This window comes from Pseudomonas sp. TE36184 (assembly GCF_054060055.1).
This window is the reverse complement of record NZ_JBSSCU010000001.1, coordinates 1,901,689-1,925,065: the sequence shown is the minus strand read 5'-3', so window position 1 is coordinate 1,925,065 and position 23,377 is coordinate 1,901,689. Positions and strand designations below refer to the sequence as shown.

Genomic DNA, 23,377 nt, shown 5'->3' with positions numbered 1-23,377 from the left:
GGTCTCCTTAGTTTCCATCACCGATGGTGGTACCACCATCGACTACAATGTTCTGTCCGCTGATGAACGCGCCGCCTGGTGCGGCCAGTAAAAGTGCCAAGGCAGCTACTTCCTCCGGGCGCCCAACACGACGCAATGGGGTGAGCGCCATGCGGCGCTGCATCACTTCAGGGTTATCTGTTAGTGGGCGTGCGAATTCGGTTTGAATCACGCCGGGGCTGATAGCATTGATGTGGATGTTCTTGGGGCCCCATTCCACAGCGAGATTGCGGGCGAGTTGTGCCAGGCCTGCCTTCGATATTCCGTAAAGCCCCAGTGCCTTGTTGCCGCGCACCCCGGCGATGCTGGCCATCAGCACCACGCTGCCGCCACCTCGCGCGGCCATGGCCGGTAGCACGGCACTGGTCAGCCATAATGCGCTGCGCAGGTTTACGGTCAGGGTGGTGTCCCAGTCGAGATCGCTGGCGGTTGCCAATGGCCCCATGTGCGGGGCGATGCCAGCGTTGCACACCAGCGCGTCGAGGTTGCCAAAGCGCGCGAGCACGGCCTCGGCCAGGATAACGACATCCTCCTGCTGGCTGAGGTCGGCGGCGATGGGCCAGGCGTCGATGCCCTCCCTGGCCAAGGTGGCGGCCACCCGAGTACAGTCTTCAAGACTCTCGCTACTAATGGCCAGGCGCGCCCCGGCACGACCATAAGCACGGGCGATGGCCAGACCGATGCCGCGGGTAGCGCCGGTGATCAACGCCACCTTGCCCGCCAGGTTGAACAGGTCAGCGTTCATGCGTGTTTTTCCAAGAGGGCAATGGTGGGGATGTGCAGGCAGCCAAGGGCTACCAGCCATTGCAGTCCGCCGACTACGGCCAGTGCGGTCGGCAAGGCTGAAGGAACGCCAGCGGTAATGGCCAGCACCACGAGGGGGCTGACAAACTCACCGGCGAAGATCGCTGAGGTAAACAAGCCGCTGGCTCGGCCGCGCTGGCTGAAATCGACCTGGGCCATGATCCGGGTGATCAAGGTGGGCAGCATCAGGCCGATGCCCAACCCGTTGATAAATACCGCCAACGAAACCAAGCCGTGACTGTCGGCCCCCGCCATCAATAACCCGCCGCTGCCGGCCAACACAAACGCAAGCAGCAACAGCCAGGAAGGCCGGGTGCGACCAATCAGTTTAAAGCTCAGGGCGCCCAGCACTACGCCCACCTGGTTACCGCCCATGGTCATGCCGATCTGCTGCGGTGCGTCCACGCCCAGCAGGTTAAGCAGGTAGCCAGCCTGCACCGGTACGATGAACAGGCTCATGCCCGCCAGCAACGCCAGCACCAGCAGCGGCAACAACCCTCGCCATGGCAAGCGGCGCTGGGCGACCTCCGCCGCCACCAGCCCCCGAGGTTCCCATAGCCACAGCGCCATCAACGGTAGAAGCACTAGACCCACGGCATACAAGGCGAACGGCGTGCGCCAGCTGTCCTGGCCCAACTGCCCACCGATGGCCATAAACAACACCGCCGATAAGGAGGTCGCGACCATCTGCAAGGCAAACAGCCGCTCGCGGCGCCCGCCGCTGTAGTAGTCGCCCATCAGGGTGGTACAGCAGGTCATAATCGCCGCTTCGGCCAGGCCGATGCCGGCGCGGCTTAGGACAATGGCCTGCAGTGAATCGAGCCACAGAGGCAAAGTCCCGCACAGCGTGTAAATCAGCATCGCCACCAGCAACAGGGGCTTACGCCCGGTGCGGTCGGCGATCATCCCGGCGAACGGCGCCAGTAAGGCAATCATCAGGGCCGGTAGCGTCAGGGCCACCGGTACCAGCACGGCAGCCCCCGGTGTGTCGGCGAAATACACCTGCATGCGTGGCAGCACCGGGGCCAGCAGTACCGCGCCCAGTACCGGCAGGCAACTGCCGAGCAACAGCAATAAGGATTGCGGCGTACCGGCTTCGTATTCAGCCTTCATGACGAACCTCCAGAGCAACCGGGCGTTGGAAAGCCTTGTCCTGCGCTACCGGGTTGCGTGTGGCGACCGGGTTCAGCACTGCGGGTGTGTCTGCAACCCGGCGTTTCTGGGGCAAGAGGAAATACGCCAGCGCCGGCAACAAGATCAGCGCCCCGACCATGTTCCAGACAAACATGAAGGCCAGCAGCACGCCCATGTCTGCCTGGAATTTGATCGGAGAGAAGATCCATGTGCCCACGCCGATAGCGAGTGTCACGCCTGTCAGCATGACGACCTTGCCGGTGAACAGAAGTGCCTGGTAATAGGCCCGGGACAGGCTTTCGCCTTGGCGAAGCTGGGCCAGCACGATGCTCATGACGTACAACGCATAGTCGACACCGATGCCTACACCAAGAGCGATAACGGGCAGGGTGGCGACCTTGACGCCCATGCCCAGCGCGACCATCAAGGCTTCACAAAGAATCGATGTGAGCATTAGAGGCAATACTGCACAGAGCACTGCGCGCCACGATCGGAACGTCACCAGGCAAAGCAGAATGACTGCGCCGTAGACCCACCAAAGCATGTCGTGATTCGCCTGTTTCACAACGATATTGGTGGCCGCTTCAATGCCTGCACTACCCGCTGCCAGAAGAAACGTGGCATCGCCGGAGTTATTGTTCCTGGCAAAACCTTCAACATTTTCGACAACGTTGTTGAGCGTGTCGGCCTTGTGGTCTTTGAGGTAGGCATAGAGCGTCAACAGGCTGCAGTCATCGTTGTACAAGCCACGTGGGGCTCCCGCGGTGACCATGTTCAAGGTCGCCTGGTTGTTCACTAACTCGTACCATTTGGGGTTGCCCTCGGAGAGGCCAACCAGCACGCGGCGATTTAACAAGGCCAAGGAGTTTGTCGAGTCGACACCCTCAAGTCCGCGAAGCTGCCAATCCAGATCATCAACTCGCTTCAGCGTGTTGTACGTCGAGCACTCCCCAGCGCGAGTCTTCACCATCACGGCAAATACGTCGCTGCTTGCACCGTAATGCTGTGTTATGAATCCATTGTCACGGTTGTAGCGAGAGTCAGGGCGAAGCTCTGGAGCGCCGGCATCAAGATCACCAACTTTTAGCTTCAGGCTTACTGCGTAGCCTGCGCAGGCCATGAGCGCAGCGACGATGACGCATAGCGTTGCCCAACGCTTGCGAGTGAAGAGATCCAGGAAACGCCATACAACGTGCTTCTCTTCGCCACACGCCTCAGCTTCTTCACCGCGAAGGCTGCGCCGAGCCGCTTTTTGGCTAACGCCCATGTAGGAGAGCAGGATTGGGAGCAGAATCAGGTTTGTGAAAATGAGGACGGCTACGCCGAGACTGGCGATTACTGCCAGATCCTGGATCACCTGTATCTTGATGATCATCAGAACTGCGAACCCCACCGCATCGCATAGCAACGCAGTCAGGCCGGCCAGGAACAACCGGCGGAATGTAAACCGCGCAGCCACCAGGCGATGCATCCCGCGTCCTATGTCCTGCATGATGCCATTCATTTTCTGTGCGCCATGGCTCATGCCTATTGCGAACACCAGAAATGGCACCAGCACCGAGTAAGGGTCAAGTTCGTACCCGAGCAATGGCAGTAAACCCAGCTGCCAAATCACTGCGACCAAAGAGCAGGTCACCACCAGAAAGGTGCTTCGTGCGCAACGGGTGTACCAGTAAAGTACTGCCGCGGTGATCAAGATGGCTGCAGCGAAGAACACTAGAATTTGTTTGAGACCATCGATCAGGTCACCTACAACTTTCGCAAAACCGGTGATGTGGATCTCAACACCTTGCGCTTGGTATTTAGTACGCAGCTTTTCCAGTTCATGAGCGAAGACGGTGTAATCCAGAGTCTGACCATCAGGTGTTCGTTCCAACAGCGGCACGTACACAATGCTGGAGCTTTGGTTGAAAGCCACCAACTGTCCGATCTCGTTGGAGCGCTCAACGTTGCGCTTGAGGGATTCCAGGCTTGCACTGCCGCCGTCGTAGCCATCGGGAATTACCGGGCCGCCTTCCAGCCCTTCCTCGGTGACACCAGTCCAGCGAGTAGATGGCGTCCACAGCGACTTCATTGCTGCACGGTCAACCCCCGCAAGCAGATACACCTCATCGCTGAGTTGCTGGAGAGTGTGCAAATATTTTTTGTCGTAGATACTCCCCTCTGGGTTCACTACGGCAATTCGCACAGCATTGCCAAGACCCGCCAGTTCCTGGCGGTGCTCCAGGTAGTTGACGATGTACGGATGCTCACGCGGAATCATCTTCTCGAAGCTTGCATTGAGTGTCACGCGTGTCGCCTGCCATGCCAGCAGAACTGTCACGACCAGGCAAAGCAGTACAACCAGGGCACGATGGTTAAAGAGTGCGCGCTCCAGTACGGAGCCAGAGGTGCTGTCGAAATCGTCGAGACTACCGGCAGACGGAGTAGGGGAGGTCTTTACGTGCATGGCTCAGTCCGCGATTTTGGAGGAAAAAGAAGGCGCTATGCGCCACGCGCCTGCCATACCAACAGCGACCAGGGCGCTATCAGATGTTTCACTGACAGAGGTCAAAGGAAGTCCTTCGGATACGGTGATGGGCTGAAAGTGCAGATCTGTAAGTCCGCTTCGCAGGAGGATGCCGGCCTGGTTGACGAGCAACAGGTTTTGACCGGCGATGCGAATGGCATTGAGGGAAGCAGCAAAGGGGTTGTCGACAGGCTGGAAGCTGATGCCACCATCCTCAGAGGAGAACAGCTTGCCTCGCAGGCCTCCGACCAGAATCTTCTTATTGGGAAGAATTGCAGCGGCAAAATAACTGCCTTCGTAAGGACTCTTAAGGGCTTCGAACGTGAGGCCGCTATCGATGGAGTGCAACAGCAGACCTTGCTCCCCCGCGATGATGATTTCATCGCCGTTGCGAGCCATCGCATAGAGATGCAGGCCTCTCGGATTTGGAAGGTCACCCATCCAGGATTGCCAGGTATTGCCTCCGTCCTTCGTCATCAGCGCAAGACCGTACGCCCCAAGGGCAACGCCATGCTTTGCATCAACGAAGTTCACTACCAACAGAGGCTTGTCGGCACCATCGGCCGACAATCTTTGCGCCACAGCGATTCGCTTTGAATCCCCAGAGTATTGGGCTGCTTGCAACTCAAGGGCAGCCGCTTGCTTTCCATCCAACTGCAATTGCCAGCTTTCCCCGCCATCGCTGCTATGCAGCACGACACCGGAGTGACCCACAGCCCAGCCGTTCCTCGAGTCAACGAATTGCACGCTGGTCAACGTTGTGCTGATGGGGCTGGCGGATTGTCGCCAATGTTGGCCGCCATCATCTGATAGCAGCACAACACCGCGTTCGCCGACTGCAACCAGCCGCGAACCGGCTTTGTTGACGTCCAGGAGCACCGCATGCAGTGCTTGAGATCCGAGTACTGCCTTTTGGGAAAGGACATCGACCGTATCTGCTGCCCAGGCAGGCAGCAACGAGCAGCCCGCTGCCATTAGCAAGCCGGAGATTATCTTTTTCATCGCACGCAACCCTTTTTGTTCTTATTTGATGCAGACGGGGCTTACGCCCCGCCAGAATCACCGGATGCCTTCACCCGCCATCGCGTCAGCGGTAAATACCGAGTCCTTGTAGGGCGGCACGATGCGGTATTGCTCGCTCTTCCCGGCAAAAACGTCACCGACGAACCATGCACCGGAAAGCAGGTCGTAAAAGCCGGTAGTGACTGACGCAGTGCCTGGGAGGTCGGGCAGAGCAACTGGCGAGGTCCACAACACTTTTGCGAGCTGCCCCCGGGCGTCGTAGCGATCACCAAGGACGGCTGTCCAGGTGTCCTCATCGAGGTAATAGGTGCTCTTGGGCATAACGTGTCGAGCACCGCTCTTCAGGGTCGCTTCAACTACCCAGACACGGTGCAGCTCCCAACGCACGGCGTCGGATTTCATATGGTGCGCGTCGAAGAGTGCTTCGGGGCTGGAGGCAGTGAATACCCGGTTCGAGTTGTACGGGATGTACAACTCTTTCTTGCCCACCAGCTTCCAGTCGAAGCGGTCAATTCGACCGGTAAACACATTGAGCTCGTCGAAGCTCATCACCCCAGCGGTCGCCGGAGTCGGGGTGTCGCAGCAGGCGTTGGGAAGGCGGCGAACTCGGCGCTGGCCAGGGAGGTACGTCCAGGCAGTGGTGTTGTCGGCGTTGATATTCTCAAGACCTGTGATTGCCTCTCCAGCGCGCAATGGTGGGCCGTCGTTCGTCATCCGGATTGACCAGAAGACGCCCTTGTCACTGCTGAAACCGGGCAGGTACCAAGGCATTTGAACATCTGCCCGGGAGTCGTTCGTCAGTACATGCTTTCCGTCCGCCGTGGTGAGGTACTGAGAGAAATTGGCGTGCCACGAAGCTCCGCGCCAACGCAACAGGTGGTTCCAGATTGCTTCTTCACCATTCTGGGGGATCGGGAACGGAATACCGCCTGCCGCGCCTAAAGGCATAGGCCCCGCCGGGCCGTTCGCCAGTTTGCCGCTGGTGGCATTCGCGAAAGTAGCGTCGTAAATGGACTGCGGGGCAGCGGCAGTGCGACGAGTTGGGTACACCACGACTTTGTAGCTGTCCGGGTACTTTTTCAGCATGGCTTGGGTGCCAGCCGACAGCTTATCGGCGTACTGAGCCATGTTCTGGGCGGTAATGGTGAGCAAAGCCTGGTCGGCCGCGAACGGATCATTGCGCTTGCCGCCTTCCTTGTTTGAGGGATCGGCCTGGGTGAAGCCTCCTTTCCACTCCGGAATACTGCCGTCGGCGTTGCCTGCGCGCTGCGCGCCAAATGGAGTCAGCGTCGACTTCAATTTGGCCGCCTCATCGGCGGAGACGGCTGCCATTGCCCCGTGCGCAAAAAACAGCGAGGCACTCAAGGTGGTGAGCAAAGAGACAAATTTTTTATTGTTTATCATCGAATAATCCCCGGTCAGAAGGTGCGGCTGACATTGAAGGCAAGGAAGTCGCGATCTTTGAGCGACTGTTCGAACGTGTAGTGGTTGGCGGCATCAAGGAAGGTATTTTCCGGGCCGTAGTAGTGCGTATACGTCAGGCCCAGACTCCAGGTGTTCAGATAGTTGCCTTTGAGCCCGATGTTGAGGTCACCGCCGTGATTGGCTCCGAAGCCCGCGCCCAGTGCCTCGGAGGCACCGTTTGTGTAGCTGGCGCCGATAGGCACGGATAAATCCAGACCCGGTAGGAACTGGCGATACATAGGTTCGTAAACAAGTCGCAGACTGGTCGCGTCGCGGTCTGCATTCGGGTCAATGGCGTCTTTGTTTTTGCTGACACTCATGACTCTGTTCCATGCAATCTCACCGATGAAACTGGCTTCCGGGGCGATGAAGTTCGGCTCGAGGCTCGACAGCCATGAGAGGTTGGCGTGTAGCGTCCTCCCCGTTGCGTACAGAGGGTCATCGTCATTTTTGATCGACTCGCCCGGTGCAAGAGTGCGCTGGTTGGTGGATGCCAGAGGCTGGTTCCAGCGAGTGGAGAGCTCGCCAGCGATGTTGTAGTTACCGAGCGTGGTGGAGAAGCTCGCGCCCAGAGCCTCGATACCTTCCGGATAGACCCAGTAGTACTCGCCGGCCTTGCCCGACTGAGGGTTCAGATTCGCGAAGTCCGGGCGCACGTTCAGTTGTGGATTTTTATCATGGAAGCGGATGGCGTAGACGCCCCAGTCGACTGTCTCGGTACGCCAGCGAAGTTGTACGCCGCCTTGCCCCGAGTCCTTCGCATCTTTGTCCTTACCGTGATAGAACGCCAGCGGTTGGGCCCCCGGAAACAGCGGAGCGCCAATGAACATGCGCTCGTTACCTTCACCGAAGCTATCACTGGTGGAAAAGTAGCTGCCTTCGGCTGGCAGGCGGTTTGCTTCCCATTCGAACTGGTAATAGGCGCCGATGGATACATCCGGAGTCAGTTGGAGCTGGCCAGAGAGCTGCTGGACTGGACGGATCAGCTCCTTGAACTGGGTATTGGGTACCGACAAGGCTTTGACTGCATCGACTGGCGCCATGCCGCCGGCGATACCATTCATGCCGTAGAAAAGACTTTCTCCCCACTGCATTGCGTACTGACCCACTCGACCCGAGGCTTGCATGTCGCCGACATCGGTCTTGCCAAACAGGAAGGCATCCAGAAGCTCACCTTTACGACCATGCAGGGTGCGGGTGTCATGGCTGAATTCGTCATAGGCTACTGAATGGCTATTGGCGCGGGACGGATCGTTATTGTCGCTGCCGCGGTTGTAGACGTCGTCGTACCATGCGGCTCCGCTCACACGAGCGCCGACGTTTTTGTACGTGATGTCCATTTCAGAGAGCAGATCTAGACGATTGGAGATCAGACCCTTGTTGAAGTTACGGTCGCCGTCATCCTGATTGAGCGAGGTTTGGCCATCGATCAATTTGTCGCTTTGACCTTTGGTGCGCCATGCCGAACTGTATTTCAGGGTGTTATCCCACCGTGCTCGAATATCGGGATTCCCCGTATCGAATTCGAATGCGTGGGCATCGGGTAGTCCTGCAGTGATCGCTAGCATGGAAACAGCGAATGCAAGAGGTTTGAGTGGCAGCGACGGCCGGGTGGATGCGTGCTTGCAAGACAGCATTTAAGTCACCTCGTTTTTGTTTTTTTTGTAGGTCAGTGTTGGTTTGCGAACGGGTGCGCAACAGGTTTGGCACCCGCCGCGATATCAGACTGGGCGTGCTGTGACCTCCAGCATTTGCTTAACCAGGGAGATGCGATCGAAGTCGCGATCCTGTTGCATCTCTTTTTCGCCAGCGAATAGAGACTTCTCACTGATGAACTTGCAGCGCTCGAATCGACGATCCATGAAACGTTGCAGTTGTTCAGCCAGGGTGCCGGCCGAGACGAGTTCCTCGCTCAGAACAACCGCGTCCTCAATCGCCATGCCCGCACCTTGGCCGAGGTGTGGAGTCGTAGCGTGAGCCGCATCTCCGATAAGCAGGACGCGCCCGTGATACCAACACTCATCGACGAACACAGCCTCAAGCGGCTTGTAGACAACCTGTGAGTTATCAGTGATCTGCTCACGCAATTTGCCGATCAGTCCACCAAAGCCGGAGAGGCGCTTGCGAAGCTCCTCCGCCAGGGTTCCTTCATCCATCCAGGGGTTGCCCGGCTCGTGAGACGTGGTGAAGAGATACATCAAGTCATCAGCCAGAGGGACGAGACCCGCGTTACCCGAAGGGCCTTGGTAGTTGGCGAGATGATCGATTTCGGGGGCGCGTGGAAAGTTGTAACGCCATACGGATTGGCCGGTGAAGCGAGGTTGGTACTTGTCGCCGAACATCAGGTTACGAACCTTGGAGAACAGGCCATCAGCGCCTACAACCAGAGAGTAGCGAGCTCGGCTTGCATCGTTGAACAGCACATCGATACCATCCTCGCTCTGTTCAAAACTCTCGATTGAAGTACCTAGTCGAACGTCGGTGCCGAGTTCGATAGCTGTTTCGCTAAGTACCTTATGAAGGGCTCTGCGGGAGATGCCAACGTTGGCTGGGTACTCCGGGCCGGCTAGGCGTTGCCCAGGAATCCGAACCAGAGGCAGGCCATCGGTGTTGTAGATACCAACGTCTTCGAATGCGTAAGCGGCATCCAGATAAGCATCGAGCAGGCCCAGCTTCGCCATTTCGCGGACTACGTTGCTTTGCTGGATGATGCCGACGCCGTAGACCGTCCATTCGGTCTTGATCTCGACCAGATCGACGTCAATCCCTTTACGGCGCAATGCGATGGCGGCACACAAACCACCAATACCACCACCGACTATCAGCACTTTTGCAATATTCATGAAGTGACTCACGTGTTGTTATTGTTCTCCGCATACTTGATAGATGCGGTCGTTGTTAGTGCGTGGGTTTGAGTTTCCCGAGTGCCGCAGGATTTGACTAATCGAGTCCTCAGATGTGACCTATCGCGCCGCGCGATACCTCAATGGGTTGGTCGAATGGGTCTATGCACAGAAGAAGCAAACCTTCCTCGCACCGGAACTTAAAAGCGGTTAACGATTGCCCTAGACACGGGCCAAATACGCACTCTCCGCTGTCCGGCATGAACTGCGCGCCATGTGCATAGCAAATGACGCGTTGTCCGTCGGCTGATAGGAATCGATTCTTTCGGTATTCCAGGCGCACATCGAGGTGAGGACAGCTATTGCGATAGACCCGTACCTCTCCTCGATGCAGTAAGGCAAACACGGTGTCGTTGCCTGACCTGAAGGGATCAAAACCTAGCGCGCGGCCTTCTTTGAGTTGATCGAGAGGGCAGAGCGCTACGCTACGATCCACCGCTTAGCCCTGCTTCGGCGGTGGGCCACCCGGAGCCCACTTCTCGCGAGAGGTAAACAGGAACAACTGCGAGTTGTCCGCAGACATGGGCGCCTGGCGAGCAGCCCAAGCGTCATCGTGCTTATCCATGTCAGCGTCGTATTCGATGTGACAACCCAATGGGCTGTTGAAATACCAGAACCAATTGGAGCCGTAGAGGTGACGCCCGGGGCCCCAGAAACTCGTCCAACCCTTCTGCTGAAAACGGGTACCCGCGAGAAGGACTTCTGTGCCACTGCCCATATGAAAGGTGAAATGCTCACACCCCTGCATGTGTGGAGGGGTCTGGATCATGAACAGGCAGTGATGGTCATCCATGCCTTTTGCCCGCATGAAGGGGCCGACACCCACGAATCTGTCGGTGGTGACGAATCCCAGTCGATCGCGATAGAAGGCTTCACCCTTTGCGGCATCGGGAACGAAATACACGACGTGCGAAAGCGTGCGAGGTAGAGCCGCCATCTCGGGAGTGATGCCCAGTTGGTTGATCGGGCGTTGTGGTGCGCTGCCCGGGGCGTTGGTCAGGTCTGCTGGCGCATCGAAGCGGCGACGCCAGGAAACCTGGAAGGCAATAGCAAAACCGAGGTCATCTACTGTATGCAGGGTGCCGTTCGCATCGCGACGTACCACGCGATCCCGGCTCAACTCATCCTCGATTGCGTCGAGATCGGTGGAGCTTGCAACGCCATAGATAGTCTCGCGCAGTGAAGGCGCGGGGCCCTTTGCCGCAGGTAGCTCTGGATCTTCTGGACGACGGATGATGATGGCCGATCCGTCCAACGACTCAAAGTGTCCTCTTTCGGCATCCAGGTGTATTGCAGTCAGTCCGTAATCACGAAGGCAATCAGCGCAGGCTTGCAGGTCATCGACGCCAAATACCAAGGCATCAAGGCCAAGAATGTTCATGGTTACCACTCCATTAAAATTATGATCCGGCAGAGGCGCCGGTGGTGGTGTCGCTGCGGTTGGCATGCCGCTCGACTGGAGGGGAGGGTGCTGTCTGAGGCAGTTGCTGACTAATCGCAACTTGAGATGCCTGCTATCCGAAAACTCGATACATGGCGGGAGAGCCGACCAGCAGAGGGCTGTCAGGCGACGGCGAGGAGGCTAGCTTGACGCATCGGAAATATCGGACGAAGGTATCTCAAAAATAACTACAAAAGCGGAGATGCATCGCCATGCGATTTCATCACTTGGATCTCAATCTTCTCGTGGCGCTAGACGTGCTCCTGCAAGAGCAGAACATTACCCGAGCTGCCGAACGCCTCCATATGACCCAGTCCGCAACAAGCGGCGTGCTCGGCAGACTCCGAAAGTACTTCGAGGACGAACTGCTTGTGCAGGTAGGTCGGTCAATGCAACCCACCCCCTATGCGCTTGAATTGGCAAAACCAGTCCGCGAGGTGCTACTGACGATCCGTTCCTCCATCACAGCAAAGCCGCTTTTTGATCCGGCATCCAGCAAGCGGCATTTTCGCTTAGTCACGTCGGACTACTTGATCAGCGTTGTCTTTGCGCAGGTCATTCAGCGCATATACAAGGCCGCACCAGGGATCACGTTTGAAATGCATCCTCCAGGGGATCAGGGCGTGGAGATGATCCTTCGTGGGGAAATCGACCTGATGATTGTTCCGGAGCGCTATCTGATTGACGGGCACCCCTCTCAATTGCTGTTTGAGGAGGAGCACGTATGCGTTATCTGGAGTGGCAACGACTCCGTGGGCGAGGTGTTGACGCTGGAGCAGTACGTAGAAATGGGGCATATTTCTGTCGGGTTTGGTCGGTCTCGACAGCTCAGTATTGAAGACTGGTTTATGAGTCAATACGGCTTCAAGCGTCGACTTGAAGTCATTACCAACGACTTCAACACGCTTCCACAATTGATCGTGGGCACTCATCGAGTCGCCACTATGCACCGCAGGCTGGCTGAGCTTTACTCACGATACCTGCCGCTTCGTATCCTTCCACCGCCGGTGAAGATCCCCGTTATGAGAGAGATCATGCAATGGCACCGCAGCATGGATGGTGATCCCATGCACCGCTGGCTCAGAGAGACTGTCCACGATTTTATTCAAACGCTGGAGGAAGGCGGCAGGTAATCCGATTACCCGCATTACTCAAGGGAGTCAGCAACTGCTGACGTTTATCTTGCGCCCATGATCGCAGAATTGTGGGGTGTTCTGCTTCCAGAACCCGAGTCAATTGGCGGCTCTTGTACGGTGTATCGTGTTTCGTGATACCTCGCATCCTTACTCGCGATTCGCCAAAACCGGTTGCGCTGAATAACGTCCTGCTCTGATCGTGCCCGGAGTGCCGGAAGTTCCCGGGCTCGCCTTCCGACCGCAAAAGGACAATAAAAAATGTTTCGCTATTTCCCCACTAATTATGTTTGGAACCTGTCGGTGGATCTCGCTATCGAAATGGGTGCTCGCATAGGCGAGATCGAAGAGATGTGCGCGCCTTTACAAGAGGCTGCGAAACAACCCGACGCGACTGGCACCTCAGCTTTCCGCGAAACGTGGTCAAAGATGGCCGACAAACTCTGCGGTCTTGCCGAGGAGGACGAGGTTGCTGGCCGGCGGCTCTCTGCAGGCGAAAAGTACAATCGTGCCGCTACCTACTACCTCACATGCGAACGCCTGCAGGCTCATGGTGCACCTGGGCGTAAAGAACTGTACCAGCGCTTTTTAGAAACCTTCGCCCGTGGCGTCGCCTTATCCAAAGAGAACTGTGAGCGTGTTGAAATCCCTTATGAGGGCAAGATCATCTCAGGGCTCTATGTGCGCGCAGAAGGCGTCGAGGGCCGGGCTCCGTTGCTGGTACAAGTCAACGGACTGGACTCCACCAAAGAAATGAAATACCGCGTTGGCTTGCCGGTATGGTTGGCCAAGCGCGGTGTATCTTCGCTTGTCGTCGATCAGCCAGGTACCGGCGAGGCACTGCGTCTGCATGGTCTTACTGCTCGCTATGACAGCGAGCATTGGGCCAGTCGAATCGTTGATTGGTTGGAAACTCGATCTGAAGTCGACGCCAAGCGTATCGGTCTGGAAGGCGTTTCCCTGGGCGGTTACTACTGTCCGCGCGCAGTTGCTTTTGAACCACGTTTCGCCTGTGGCGTTGTCTGGGGGGCCAACCACGACTGGCGGGATGTGCAGAAACGTCGACTCGACAAGGAAGGTAGCTTTCCCGTACCTCACTACTGGGAACATGTCAGTTGGGTTTGGGGGGCGAAGGACATCAATGACTTCATGCACATTTCAGAGAGCGTTCATTTGGACGGCATTCTCGATCGCATCAAAGTCCCTTTCCTGGTCACCCACGGAGAAAAAGACTCTCAGATCCCGCTCAAGTGGGCTCAGCGCTCGTTTGAGCAATTGGTAAACAGCCCCAAACGCGAATTGAAGGTCTTTACCGACCGAGAAGGCGGTGTTCAGCACTCAAGCTTCGACAATAGCATCAACGCTGGACAGTACATTGCGGATTGGGTAGCTGAAACCCTGGGTGGGCATACCGCGTAACAACTGGCTCTGCCTGTGCCAGGCGCAGGCAGAGCCATCGGCTCACCCGATCTTAATCGTGTAATCGACGTTTATTTGCGTTTCGTTGTTGCTTCGCAATGTTGAAGCAGTCCCTGGCTCATTTCGGTAGTAGAGACCCAGGTGCGCCTGCTGGCTGATGCCCTCGGTGCCCCGGCGAATCTTGTGCACAAACAACCTACCGCCGACCTCGAAGAGCTGGCACCGGGCAAGCTGGATGAGCAGGCATACGGCTGCACTTATGAAGAGATCGACGCCTACCTGATGGGTGAGCCGGTGAGCGAACGGGTGCGAACGATTGTGGAGCAAGCCTATCTGAAGACCGCCCACAAACGCGCGCTACCCATCGCACCTCGGTAGGCGCCGAGCAGGCGGATGAAACGCTACCGCTCAATCGACCGACTCCACCGCGCATTCCACTCCGGCCGCGCCTGGTTCACCTGGTCCCAATCAATCGAAATCGCCGTCTGCAAATAACCCTGCATCGCCTCCACTCGGGCGCGGGTCTTGTCGCTGGTGGGCGTGGTCGGGTTTGACGGGATCTGATCACCTTCCTCCAGCGCCGGCGCCTGGGCTTCGGCGGTCAGCAGGAAGGCCGCGAGTTTCTGCGCCAGTTCCGGTTGGTCGTTGCGTGCGATCACGCATTCGGCCACGTTCAGCACCACGGCGCCTTCCTTGGGTTGCGCGTATTCCATCGGCACGCCGAGCAGTTTCTGGGTGGCGACCTGGGTCGGGGTGAGGGGGAAGATTGCCGCTTCGTCGGTTTGCACCATCTCGGAGATTTTCGCGGAGCTGGCGATGTACTCCAGCACGTTGGGGCCGACGGTTTTGGGCCAGGCCTTGAAGCCCGGTTCCACGTTGGTCTCTGAGCCACCCTGGAGGCGGTTGAACATCAGGAAACCGTGCAGGCCGAAGGTCGATGAGGCCAGGGACTGGAACACCACTTTGTCCTTGAAGCGCGGGTCGGCCAGGTCCATCCACGAGGTCGGTGCAGCCCAGCCTTTCTCTTTGAACAGCCTGGCGTTGTAGCCCAGGCCGGTGACGCCGAGGGTCACGGCCACGGCTTGGTCCTTGATTTTCGCCTTGGCCGGGATCTGCTCCAGGGTCGGGCTCGGCGCCAGTTTGTCGCACAGGCCCATGGAGATGGCGCGGTACATGATGCCGTCGTCGAGGAACATCACGTGCATCTGCGGGTTGTCTTTGTTGGCCTGGACCTTGGCGAGGATGTCCGACGACGTGCCGGGCACGATCACCACCTTGACGTTATTGGCCTTTTCGAACGCGGGCAGCACCTTGTCGGCATACACCCGTTCCATGGTGCCGCCGTTCATGCCCAGGTACAGCGTCGGGGCCGCATGGGCGGTGGGGGCGAGCAGAGCGAGGGACAAGCAGGACAGCGCAATACGAGTATTCATGGATGTTTTTCCTCTCAGGCTTGGAAACGACGGATGGAAAACGCTTCGATGGGTTGCCGGCTGGCCCCTGTGCAGACGATCTCTGCCAGGGCTTCACCGACCGCCGGGCCCAGCTGGAACCCGGCGCCGGCAAAGCCGAAACCGTGGAGCAGGCCAGGCTGGGTGCTGCTGGGGCCGATCACCGGTTCATGATCGGGTAGGTAACCTTCGGTGCCGCTCCAGGTGCGAATCGCCTGGGCACCCTTGAGAAACGGGTACAGCTCGCCGGCATGGCGCAGAATCTCCAGCACCGCCGCTTGCCCGGGCCGCGCCTGCCGGGGGCCAAGCGCAAAACCGCGCCCGCCGCCGAGGATGCAATTGCCCCGGGCCACCTGGCGCGCATAAATCCCGCCGCCTTCGACGCCGGTGCTGACGTTCATCACCACGGGCAGCGGCTCGGTGACCAGCATGGCCGGGTGCGCAGAAGTCATGGGGACCGGCTCGCCGAATTGCGCGGCGACGGTCCCTGCCCAGGCGCCGGCGCAATTGAGCAGCCATGGCGCCTGCAGGTGCAGGCCGTTGGCGCAATCCACCTGGAACTGGCGGCTGTCATGTTCGATGCGGATCACCTCGGCCTGCTCGTAGACACACGCGCCAAGGCGTTGCGCGGCACGGGCGAAGGCGGGGGATACCAGGCGCGGGTTGGCATGGCCATCTTCGGGGCATAACGACGCACCCACTGCGATATCCCCGACCCACGGAAAACGTGCGCGCAGCTCGGCGTAATCGAGCAACTGCAAGCCCAGGCCAAAGCCCCGCGTGTGTTCGGCATACGCCTGCAACGCGGCAAAATCCCCATGACTGCGCGCCAGTTTCAAATGCCCGGAGCGCACGTATTCGCCGTCGATACCGATCAAGCCGGGCAGGTCGGCCCACAACTGATGGGCGCGCTGCGACAACGGCAGCTGATGCAACGGGCGTCCCTGGCGCCGCACGCCGCCATAGTTCACGCCACTGGAGTGCGAGCCGCAGAAGTCCCGGTCCACCAACGCCACACGCTGACCTTTGTGCGCCAGCATCAAGGCCGCCGACGCACCGACAATCCCGCCGCCGAGGACGATGACGTCGATCATGGCTGCACCTCCACGCCAAACGGCAGCGGCTTGATCGGGGCCTGGCCACGCAAACGCCCGACGTCTTCTATCCCGCGACCACTGCGCTCGGCGACGATTTCAGCCGCCGCCATCCCGCACATGCGCCCCTGGCAGCGGCCCATGCCCACCCGGCAATGGGCCTTGACCCGATTGATTTCCCAATGACCTTCATCCACCGCGGTGCGGATATCGCCAACCCGGACTTCTTCACAGCGACACAGCATCAAGTCGTCCGGCGCCTGCGCGGCCCAGTCTGCCGGGAAGGGAAACGCAGTCTCCAGGCCCTGGCGAAAGCGCTGGATGCGCGTCAATTGCCGCTCAAGCAGGGCCGGGCGCTGATGATCGATCGCGACGCCTGCATCTTCCAGCACCGCCAACGCCGCCCGCTCACCGGCCATCTGCGCGGCATCGGCACCCATGATCCCGGCACCGTCGCCCGCCAGGTACACACCGTCGACGCTGCTGCGCCCGGCACCGTCCCGTTGCGGCAGCCATGCGCGGTTCAAGGCATTCCAGGCAAATTCACAACCGAGCAGGTCCGCCAACTGCGTCTCGCTGCGCAGCGCATGGGCGAAGGCCACGGCGTCGCAGGCCAGGGTGTGGTCGCGCCAACGTATGCCGCTGACCCGTTGTTCACCGTCGATCTGCTGCAGCGTCACGCCCTGATGCACGGGAACGCCGTGGGCCGTGAGCCAGGCGCGGTAATACAAGCCCTTGGCCAAGGTCGCCGGTTGTCCGAGCAGCGCCGGCAAGGCGCGGCATTGGGCGCTGAACGGTGCGCTGTCGAGCACGGCGACCACATCGGCGCCGGCCTTGGCGTATTGATACGCCACCAGATACAGCAACGGCCCGCTGCCACAAAACGCCACGCGTTCGCCGATGGCGCAACCTTGGTACTTCAAGGCGATTTGCGCCGCACCCAGGCTGTAGACACCGGGCAAGGTCCAGCCCGGCACCGGCAGGATACGGTCGGTGGCGCCGGTGGCGACGATGATCCGCGAATACTCGACGCTGGCTGCGTGACCGTTGTTCAACAGGTCCAGGCGCCGATCCTCGGCATTCCACACCAGGGTTTCGGGCCGGTAGTCGATCAGGGGCGCCAGTTCATCCAGGGTGCGATGCACTGCCTCGGCCTTACCCGCCTCAAATCCGTATATTTGCCTGGCGGTGCGTTGGAAGCCTGCGGGTTGGCGGCGATAGATTTGCCCGCCGCCGCGCAGGCTTTCGTCCACCAGGCAAGGCGTTACGCCGTGGTCGAACAGGGTGCGCGCAGCACTGATTCCTGCCGGGCCTGCGCCCACGATCACCACCGGCTTCATAGCTGGCGCCCCGGGTCGCGGCTGATCGCCTGGCCTTCTTCCAGCAGTGTCGAACAGGCGCGCACGCGTTGTCCGTCCGCCAGGCGCACCCAGCAGTCCTGGCAGGCGCCCATCAAGCAAAACCCGGCGCGGCGTTCGGCACTGAAATCGCTGCCGCGCAGGTGCTCGGCGCAGGTCAGTACCGCCGTCAGCAGGGTGTCGCCGAGCAAGCCTGTGGCCGGTTGCCCGTCGAGGGTAAACGCCAGGGCAGGGCGTGCGGTTTCGGTCAATCGTTTGAACAAGGCCATCAGTGTTTTCCCACCAGCACGCGATCCAGGCCGTAGACCCGGTCGAGCACAATCATGGCCGCCGCCGTGAGGGCAATCACCAGCGCCGACACTGCCGCCATCATCGGGTCGATGGATTCGGTGGCGTACACGTACATACGCACCGGCAAGGTTTGCGTGGCCGGCGAGCTGACGAAGATCGATAAGGTCACTTCGTCGAAACTGTTGATGAAGGCCAGCAACCAGCCGCCGGCCACGCCGGGCAGGATCATCGGCAACGTCACCAGGCGAAACAGCGTGAAGCGTCCGGCGCCGAGCGATTCGGCCGCCTGCTCGGCACTGCGATCGATCCCGATCGCTGCTGCCAATACCAGGCGCAGCACATAGGGCGTGATGATCACCACGTGCGCCAGCATCAGCCAGGTGAAGCTGCCGTTGACGCCCATCAAGGCGAACAACCGCAGCATCGCCACCCCCAACACCAGGTGCGGGATGATGATCGGCGACAGGAACAACGCACTGAAGAAGTTACGTCCCGGGAACTGATACCGGCTGATTGCAAGCGCCGCCGGCACTGCAATCAGCGTCGCCAGGGTTGCAGCGGTAAATGCCAGGATCAGGCTGTTATAGAACGCCTGGATAAAGTCGGCCACGCTCGAACACCGCGCGAAACCAGCGCAGGGAGAAGCCCGACGTGGGCAGGCTCAAGGTATTTTCCGGGGTGAAGGCCACCAGGCACACCACCACCAGCGGCGCCATCATGAACATCACCACCAGGCCGTGGAAACCAAGGGCCAAAGGACCGTTTCTGGACATGCGCTTAAACCCCCAGGGACTTTTTGTAGCGGCCTTCGACCATGCGGTTCCAGCTCAGCATGATCAGCAGATTGACCAACAGCAGGACCACCACGATGGTCGCGCCCATGGGCCAGTTGAGTTCCGAGAGGTACTGGTCGTACACCACGGTGGCGACCATTTTCAGGCGCCGCCCACCGAGCAGGCCGGGGATCGCAAAGGAGCTGGCGGCCAGGCCGAACACGATCAGGGTGCCGGACAGCACGCCCGGCATTACCTGGGGCAACACGATCTTGCGCATCACCGTGGCCTGGCTCGCGCCCAGCGACAAAGCCGCCTGTTCCGCCGAGGGGTCGAGCTTTTGCAGGGAGGTCCACACTGGAATGATCATGAACGGCAGCATCACGTGTACCAGCGCAATGATCACCGCGAACGGCGTGTACAACAGCTTCACCGGGCGCCCGCCCAATGCCTGGATCACCTGGTTGACCAGCCCGTCGGCGCCGAGCAGCAGGCTCCAGCCGAACGCTCGCACCACCACCGAAATCAACAACGGCGTGAGGATCAGGATCAGGAAGATCGAGCGCCACGGCGTACCCATGCGGCTGAGGATGTAGGCTTCGGGCACGCCAATCACCACGCAGAGCAGCGTCACTAGCGCGCTGATCCAGAAGGTGCGCCAGAAGATTTCGTAGAAGTACGCGTCGCTGAACAACGCCAGGTAATGAGCCAAGGTCCACTCATCGGCCTTCACCCCCACTTGGTAGTCGAACACGTTGAACGACAGCACCAGGGTCAGGCCCAGCGGCAGAATCAGCAGCCCGGCGAACAGCAGCAACGCCGGCAGCGAGAGTAGATAGCCGCGACTCATGGGTGCACCTCATCCGCCGTCAGCACCCGCAGCAAGTCGGCTCGCCAGTCCAGGCCGACTGCCGCGCCGCTACCCAGCGGCGCGCTGCCGTCGTTGCTGCGCACCACGGTGATTTCGCCCAGCGCGGTATGGATTCGGTACAGCCACTGGCTGCCGAAGAAGTAGCGGTCGAGCACCTGGCCTTGCAGGCGACCTTCGCTTGCGCCCACCAGCTGGATTTTTTCCGGGCGCAGGCTCAAGACCAGTTCGCCGTCACCCGCGGCGTGGCGCACCTGCGGGATGCCGCGTGCGTCGTAATCGCCGGCCAGCAGGTTAGCCTTGCCGACGAAGTCCGAGATAAAGCGCGTCCGCGGGTGTTCATACAGCTTGTAGGGCACGTCGATCTGCGTCACGCGCCCGGCCTGCATCACCACCACACGGTCGCTGATGGACAGCGCCTCGGCCTGGTCATGAGTGACCATCAGGGTGGTGATGCCCACCGCGTGCTGGATGCGGCGGATTTCAAACTGCATCTCTTCGCGCAGGTTCGCGTCGAGGTTGGACAGCGGCTCATCCAGCAACAACACCGGCGGCTCGATCACCAGCGCGCGCGCCAGGGCCACGCGTTGGCGCTGGCCACCGGACAATTCCCGGGGGTAACGGTCGGCGTGGGGGGCCAGGCGCACCAGCTCCAGCACGGTCTTGACCTTGGCGGCGATCTCGGCGGCCGGCACTTTGCGCATCTTCAGGCCGAAGGCGATGTTGTCGCGCACGGTCATGTGCGGGAACAGCGCATAGCTTTGGAACACCACGCCCAGGCCACGGCTGGCGGGCTTGGCGTGGGTGATGTCGCGACCGTCGAGCAGGATCTGCCCAGCGCTCACGTCGACGAAGCCGGCGATCATTTGCAGGGTGGTGGTCTTGCCGCAGCCCGAGGGGCCGAGCAGGGAAACGAACTCGCCTTTTTCCACCGCAAGGTCAGTGGCGACCACCGCGTCGACGGCGCCGTAGCGTTTGCTCAAGGCGTTGAGTTGGAGAAATGCCATGTCTGCGTTCCACCTTTTTTGAGTCGCGTCGAAACGCGCTTTTTTGTTTTGGGCAGATGCGAAAAGGGTGTTGCGGGTGCGTTGGCGCTCGATCTTGAGTCGGCTGCCGGTTGTTGTTCATTTCGCCCCTGTGGACGCAGATTAGGACGAAGACTAGGATGGGCGAAAGATAGAATTTCACTGAATGGAGTGTTTTTTCAGTTTTATTCACTGACAAGAATTATTGATGAGATAACACGCTATGAATTCTACTGAGCGGAATAAAAATACCAAGGAAGTGGGTGCGGGCGGCGTGTCTCGCTTGTTCGCATTGCTGCGTACCTTGGGCGGCGTGCCCGAAGGCGGCGAACGCGTGACTCAGCTCGCACAACAGGTCGGCCTGTCCCAACCCACCACCCACCGCCTGCTGCGCAGCCTGATGGATGAAGGTATGGTCGAGCAGGACGCGCGCAGCAAACGCTATCGCCTGAGCCTGGAGTTCTTCGCTCTGGCGGCGAACGCGGGCAAGACCGGCAACCTGCGCGACCTGGTAAGGCCGAGCATGCTGCGCCTCAGTGCGTCCCTGGGGGATTCATTGTTTTTGCTGGCGCGCAGCGGCTTTGATGCGATTTGCCTGGACCGCAGCGAAGGCCCGTACCCGATTCGTACTTTCACGGGTGATATCGGCGGGCGCGTGGCATTGGGCGTGGGGCAGGGCAGCCTGGCGATCCTGGCCTTTTTGCCGGAGGAAGAGCGCGAGACGGTGATCCGCTACAACTTGCCAAGGCTCAAGGATTTTCACCTGTATGACGAGGTGCTGTTGCGTTCGGAAGTGGAGAACGTGCGCAATCTGGGTTATGCGGCGCGCAATACCGGTGTGCTGGAAGGCATGGCGGGATTGGCGGTGCCGATCCTGAACCGGGACGGCCATGCGGTGGCAGCATTGAGCGTGGCGACCATCAGCGACCGATTGGGGCCGAGTCGCTTGCCGATGGTGGTGGAGTTGCTCAAGCGCGAAGCGGCGGCGATCGGACCCCGGATCAATCCGTTTGATCCGACGCTGCGCCGGCCCTCACAGATCTTTGGTGGGTAGGTCATCCAGATACCGAGACCTGCAGCGCGCCAGCTCCAGAGCGTAGCGTCCAAGCCCCTTGACGCACATCCGTTTTCGGCAGCAAGAATCGGAGTGCGGGTACATTTCGAACTCCCTTACGGTGAGACTCCAAACTTAGAGGCGTTCACCATGGCTTCCGTATAGTTGGCCTTTTCCCCTTAACTACTGCAACAACTTTTTTACGGCGGCGGGCTTATTTGTTTAGCGGTGTGGTTCGTTCTCAGCAAGAGCCAACCGAAGCAAGAACCCGCACCTGCCTCGGATTGATCCAACCACTCAACTGCCCTCGACGATTTCTCATCTGATGGGCGGGTGACTACGTAAGTGAATACCATGTCTCGGTTTTGCGCCGTCCGCTGGATGACTTGGCCGGGCGGACGCACTTCTTGAGTTTGACTTATGTACCGGGCTCTTTATTGTCTAAAAAACGATGCCTTTTCATCCGGTACATTTCATTATCCGAGTAGGTGAGCAGTGTGTCGGCATCCTTGCCGTCCTCGGGATAATAGGCAACGCCGATACTGCACGACGGCATCTTGAGTGCGCCGAATTCAGGCGGTAGTGGCGCAGCCATGACGTTGTGAATCTGTTCTAACTTCTTGGAAATGGCGTCTCTCGACTGGATATCGGTCAACAGCACCGTAAATTCATCGCCGCCCATCCGGGCCACGGTATCCGTCTCACGTATGCAGCTTTCTAGACGTCGGGCAATCATGCAAAGAATACGATCCCCCGCGGCGTGGCCATGGACGTCATTGATACTCTTGAAGTCATTGATATCCAGAAACAGCAAAGCCAACTGACTATTGTGACGGTGCGCGACGTGCAGGGCAGATTTCAGTCGATCACTGAAAATCGAGCGGTTGGTTAGTTTTGTCAGCGGATCATGATGCGCGAGGAAACGTAACTCCTCCTCGGCCTGAGTCAAAGCCGTCACGTTGCGTGCGACTCCAATCCTTGCACCAACCTCTTCCGACCAGAATGCCGCCCACAGGATGTACACGACGCCTCCATCCTTACGGATGTAACGGTTGCGGAAATCGAAGTGGAATTGACCATTCATGACGCGGGCAATCGAGTCCCGTGTGCTAGCCAGGTCTTCAGGATGCATATAGCGGGAGATAGGGGTGCCGTTCAGCTCGTCAGGACGGTAACCCAGCAGGGCCTCACAGGCATCACTCACAAAAACAATGTGGTCGTCTCTATCAACCACAAACACTGTATCCAACATCAGATGGATCAGTTTGGGGTAGAGCGCTTGTAGGTCAACGGCCATAAGTCATGGGGCATATCCGATTCATAGAGCGCGATCATAGCCTGATCGATAAGGCCTGCGGCGAGTAATCTTACCGGCAAGTATGGGAGCACGTATGCCAGGCGAATACGACCTCATGCCACTCTTGCTTGGTGCGATGGTGTCTGCCTAAACGCGGAAGCTGTTTGCCCTGGATTTATCCGCCTTGATGCGAGCCAAGCCCAGTCAGCAGACGATTGACCGCCGCGCTTGATTCTTCCATTTCGCTTGCGGCGCGCAGTACAGCGCTCCAGTCATTTTCAATGATTGCCCTCATAA

At 59.2% G+C, this 23,377-nt stretch carries 19 protein-coding genes and 2 pseudogenes; 4 read left to right on the top strand and 17 right to left on the bottom strand.

From position 1 onward, the window contains the following. Positions 1-7 precede the first annotated feature (7 nt). The 9 genes from ACVWZP_RS08310 to ACVWZP_RS08270 all read right to left on the bottom strand — a co-directional run bounded on the left by ACVWZP_RS08310 (position 8) and on the right by ACVWZP_RS08270 (position 11,257). Positions 8-784: an SDR family NAD(P)-dependent oxidoreductase gene (locus ACVWZP_RS08310; RefSeq protein WP_046383778.1), complete on the bottom strand. Its 777-nt coding sequence runs from the start codon at positions 782-784 to the stop codon at positions 8-10. Beyond that, on the bottom strand, positions 781-1,956 hold the full coding sequence (locus ACVWZP_RS08305) for an MFS transporter (protein ID WP_046383777.1): 1,176 nt from the start codon (positions 1,954-1,956) through the stop codon (positions 781-783). Before ACVWZP_RS08305 ends, ACVWZP_RS08310 begins: the two co-directional genes overlap by 4 nt. After that, positions 1,946-4,426: an efflux RND transporter permease subunit gene (locus tag ACVWZP_RS08300; RefSeq protein ID WP_046383776.1), complete on the bottom strand. Its 2,481-nt coding sequence runs from the start codon at positions 4,424-4,426 to the stop codon at positions 1,946-1,948. Before ACVWZP_RS08300 ends, ACVWZP_RS08305 begins: the two co-directional genes overlap by 11 nt. Before the next feature lie 3 nt (positions 4,427-4,429). Continuing rightward, positions 4,430-5,488 (bottom strand): WD40/YVTN/BNR-like repeat-containing protein, encoded by a 1,059-nt coding sequence (locus tag ACVWZP_RS08295; RefSeq protein WP_046383775.1) that lies wholly within the window; start codon positions 5,486-5,488, stop codon positions 4,430-4,432. Positions 5,489-5,545: 57 nt separating this feature from the next. Next, on the bottom strand, positions 5,546-6,913 hold the full coding sequence (locus ACVWZP_RS08290) for a DUF1329 domain-containing protein (protein ID WP_052735804.1): 1,368 nt from the start codon (positions 6,911-6,913) through the stop codon (positions 5,546-5,548). A 14-nt stretch (positions 6,914-6,927) separates the two neighbouring features. Continuing rightward, a complete protein-coding gene (locus tag ACVWZP_RS08285) occupies positions 6,928-8,610 on the bottom strand; it encodes a DUF1302 domain-containing protein (protein ID WP_046383774.1) in 1,683 nt (560 codons plus the stop codon). 84 nt (positions 8,611-8,694) lie between these two features. After that, positions 8,695-9,816: an FAD-dependent oxidoreductase gene (locus ACVWZP_RS08280; protein ID WP_046383773.1), complete on the bottom strand. Its 1,122-nt coding sequence runs from the start codon at positions 9,814-9,816 to the stop codon at positions 8,695-8,697. A gap of 109 nt (positions 9,817-9,925) precedes the next feature. After that, on the bottom strand, positions 9,926-10,312 hold the full coding sequence (locus ACVWZP_RS08275) for a Rieske (2Fe-2S) protein (protein ID WP_082107771.1): 387 nt from the start codon (positions 10,310-10,312) through the stop codon (positions 9,926-9,928). A gap of 3 nt (positions 10,313-10,315) precedes the next feature. Then, on the bottom strand, positions 10,316-11,257 hold the full coding sequence (locus ACVWZP_RS08270) for a VOC family protein (RefSeq protein WP_046383772.1): 942 nt from the start codon (positions 11,255-11,257) through the stop codon (positions 10,316-10,318). Positions 11,258-11,529: 272 nt separating this feature from the next. On the opposite strand from ACVWZP_RS08270, the gene ACVWZP_RS08265 reads away from it, so the two are divergent. The 3 genes and pseudogenes from ACVWZP_RS08265 to nadE form a co-directional block, all read left to right on the top strand. Further along, positions 11,530-12,450: a LysR family transcriptional regulator gene (locus tag ACVWZP_RS08265; protein ID WP_108526465.1), complete on the top strand. Its 921-nt coding sequence runs from the start codon at positions 11,530-11,532 to the stop codon at positions 12,448-12,450. A gap of 261 nt (positions 12,451-12,711) precedes the next feature. Continuing rightward, positions 12,712-13,869: an alpha/beta hydrolase family protein gene (locus ACVWZP_RS08260; protein ID WP_046383770.1), complete on the top strand. Its 1,158-nt coding sequence runs from the start codon at positions 12,712-12,714 to the stop codon at positions 13,867-13,869. Positions 13,870-14,001: 132 nt separating this feature from the next. After that, positions 14,002-14,247 (top strand): annotated as a pseudogene (gene nadE / locus ACVWZP_RS08255) (ammonia-dependent NAD(+) synthetase); the annotation flags it as partial. A 23-nt stretch (positions 14,248-14,270) separates the two neighbouring features. On the opposite strand, the gene ACVWZP_RS08250 reads toward nadE, so the two are convergent. The 7 genes and pseudogenes from ACVWZP_RS08250 to ACVWZP_RS08220 form a co-directional block, all read right to left on the bottom strand. Further along, a complete protein-coding gene (locus ACVWZP_RS08250) occupies positions 14,271-15,302 on the bottom strand; it encodes an ABC transporter substrate-binding protein (RefSeq protein WP_301556069.1) in 1,032 nt (343 codons plus the stop codon). Positions 15,303-15,316: 14 nt separating this feature from the next. Further along, the gene (locus ACVWZP_RS08245) at positions 15,317-16,414 is read right to left on the bottom strand and encodes an NAD(P)/FAD-dependent oxidoreductase (RefSeq protein ID WP_057004793.1); all 1,098 of its coding nucleotides are present in this window, start codon (positions 16,412-16,414) and stop codon (positions 15,317-15,319) included. Continuing rightward, positions 16,411-17,754, bottom strand: coding sequence for an FAD-dependent oxidoreductase (locus tag ACVWZP_RS08240; RefSeq protein ID WP_457369656.1), 1,344 nt, complete (start codon positions 17,752-17,754; stop codon positions 16,411-16,413). Before ACVWZP_RS08240 ends, ACVWZP_RS08245 begins: the two co-directional genes overlap by 4 nt. Next, positions 17,751-18,041, bottom strand: coding sequence for a (2Fe-2S)-binding protein (locus tag ACVWZP_RS08235; protein WP_046383765.1), 291 nt, complete (start codon positions 18,039-18,041; stop codon positions 17,751-17,753). Before ACVWZP_RS08235 ends, ACVWZP_RS08240 begins: the two co-directional genes overlap by 4 nt. Continuing rightward, positions 18,041-18,836, bottom strand: a pseudogene (locus ACVWZP_RS08230) (ABC transporter permease). The gene ACVWZP_RS08235 and the pseudogene ACVWZP_RS08230 overlap by 1 nt, the downstream one beginning before the upstream one ends. Before the next feature lie 4 nt (positions 18,837-18,840). Further along, complete coding sequence (locus ACVWZP_RS08225; protein WP_457369655.1) at positions 18,841-19,686, bottom strand: ABC transporter permease; 846 nt, start codon at positions 19,684-19,686, stop codon at positions 18,841-18,843. Then, a complete protein-coding gene (locus tag ACVWZP_RS08220; protein WP_169882083.1) occupies positions 19,683-20,711 on the bottom strand; it encodes an ABC transporter ATP-binding protein in 1,029 nt (342 codons plus the stop codon). Before ACVWZP_RS08220 ends, ACVWZP_RS08225 begins: the two co-directional genes overlap by 4 nt. A 241-nt stretch (positions 20,712-20,952) precedes the next feature. On the opposite strand from ACVWZP_RS08220, the gene ACVWZP_RS08215 reads away from it, so the two are divergent. After that, positions 20,953-21,783, top strand: a complete 831-nt coding sequence (locus ACVWZP_RS08215) for an IclR family transcriptional regulator (RefSeq protein ID WP_457369654.1) — start codon at positions 20,953-20,955, stop codon at positions 21,781-21,783. A gap of 418 nt (positions 21,784-22,201) precedes the next feature. On the opposite strand, the gene ACVWZP_RS08210 is transcribed toward ACVWZP_RS08215, so the two are convergent. Continuing rightward, positions 22,202-23,080 carry a diguanylate cyclase domain-containing protein gene (locus tag ACVWZP_RS08210; RefSeq protein ID WP_457369653.1) on the bottom strand — a complete coding sequence of 293 codons (879 nt, stop codon included), beginning with the start codon at positions 23,078-23,080 and terminating at the stop codon, positions 22,202-22,204. Positions 23,081-23,377 lie beyond the last annotated feature (297 nt).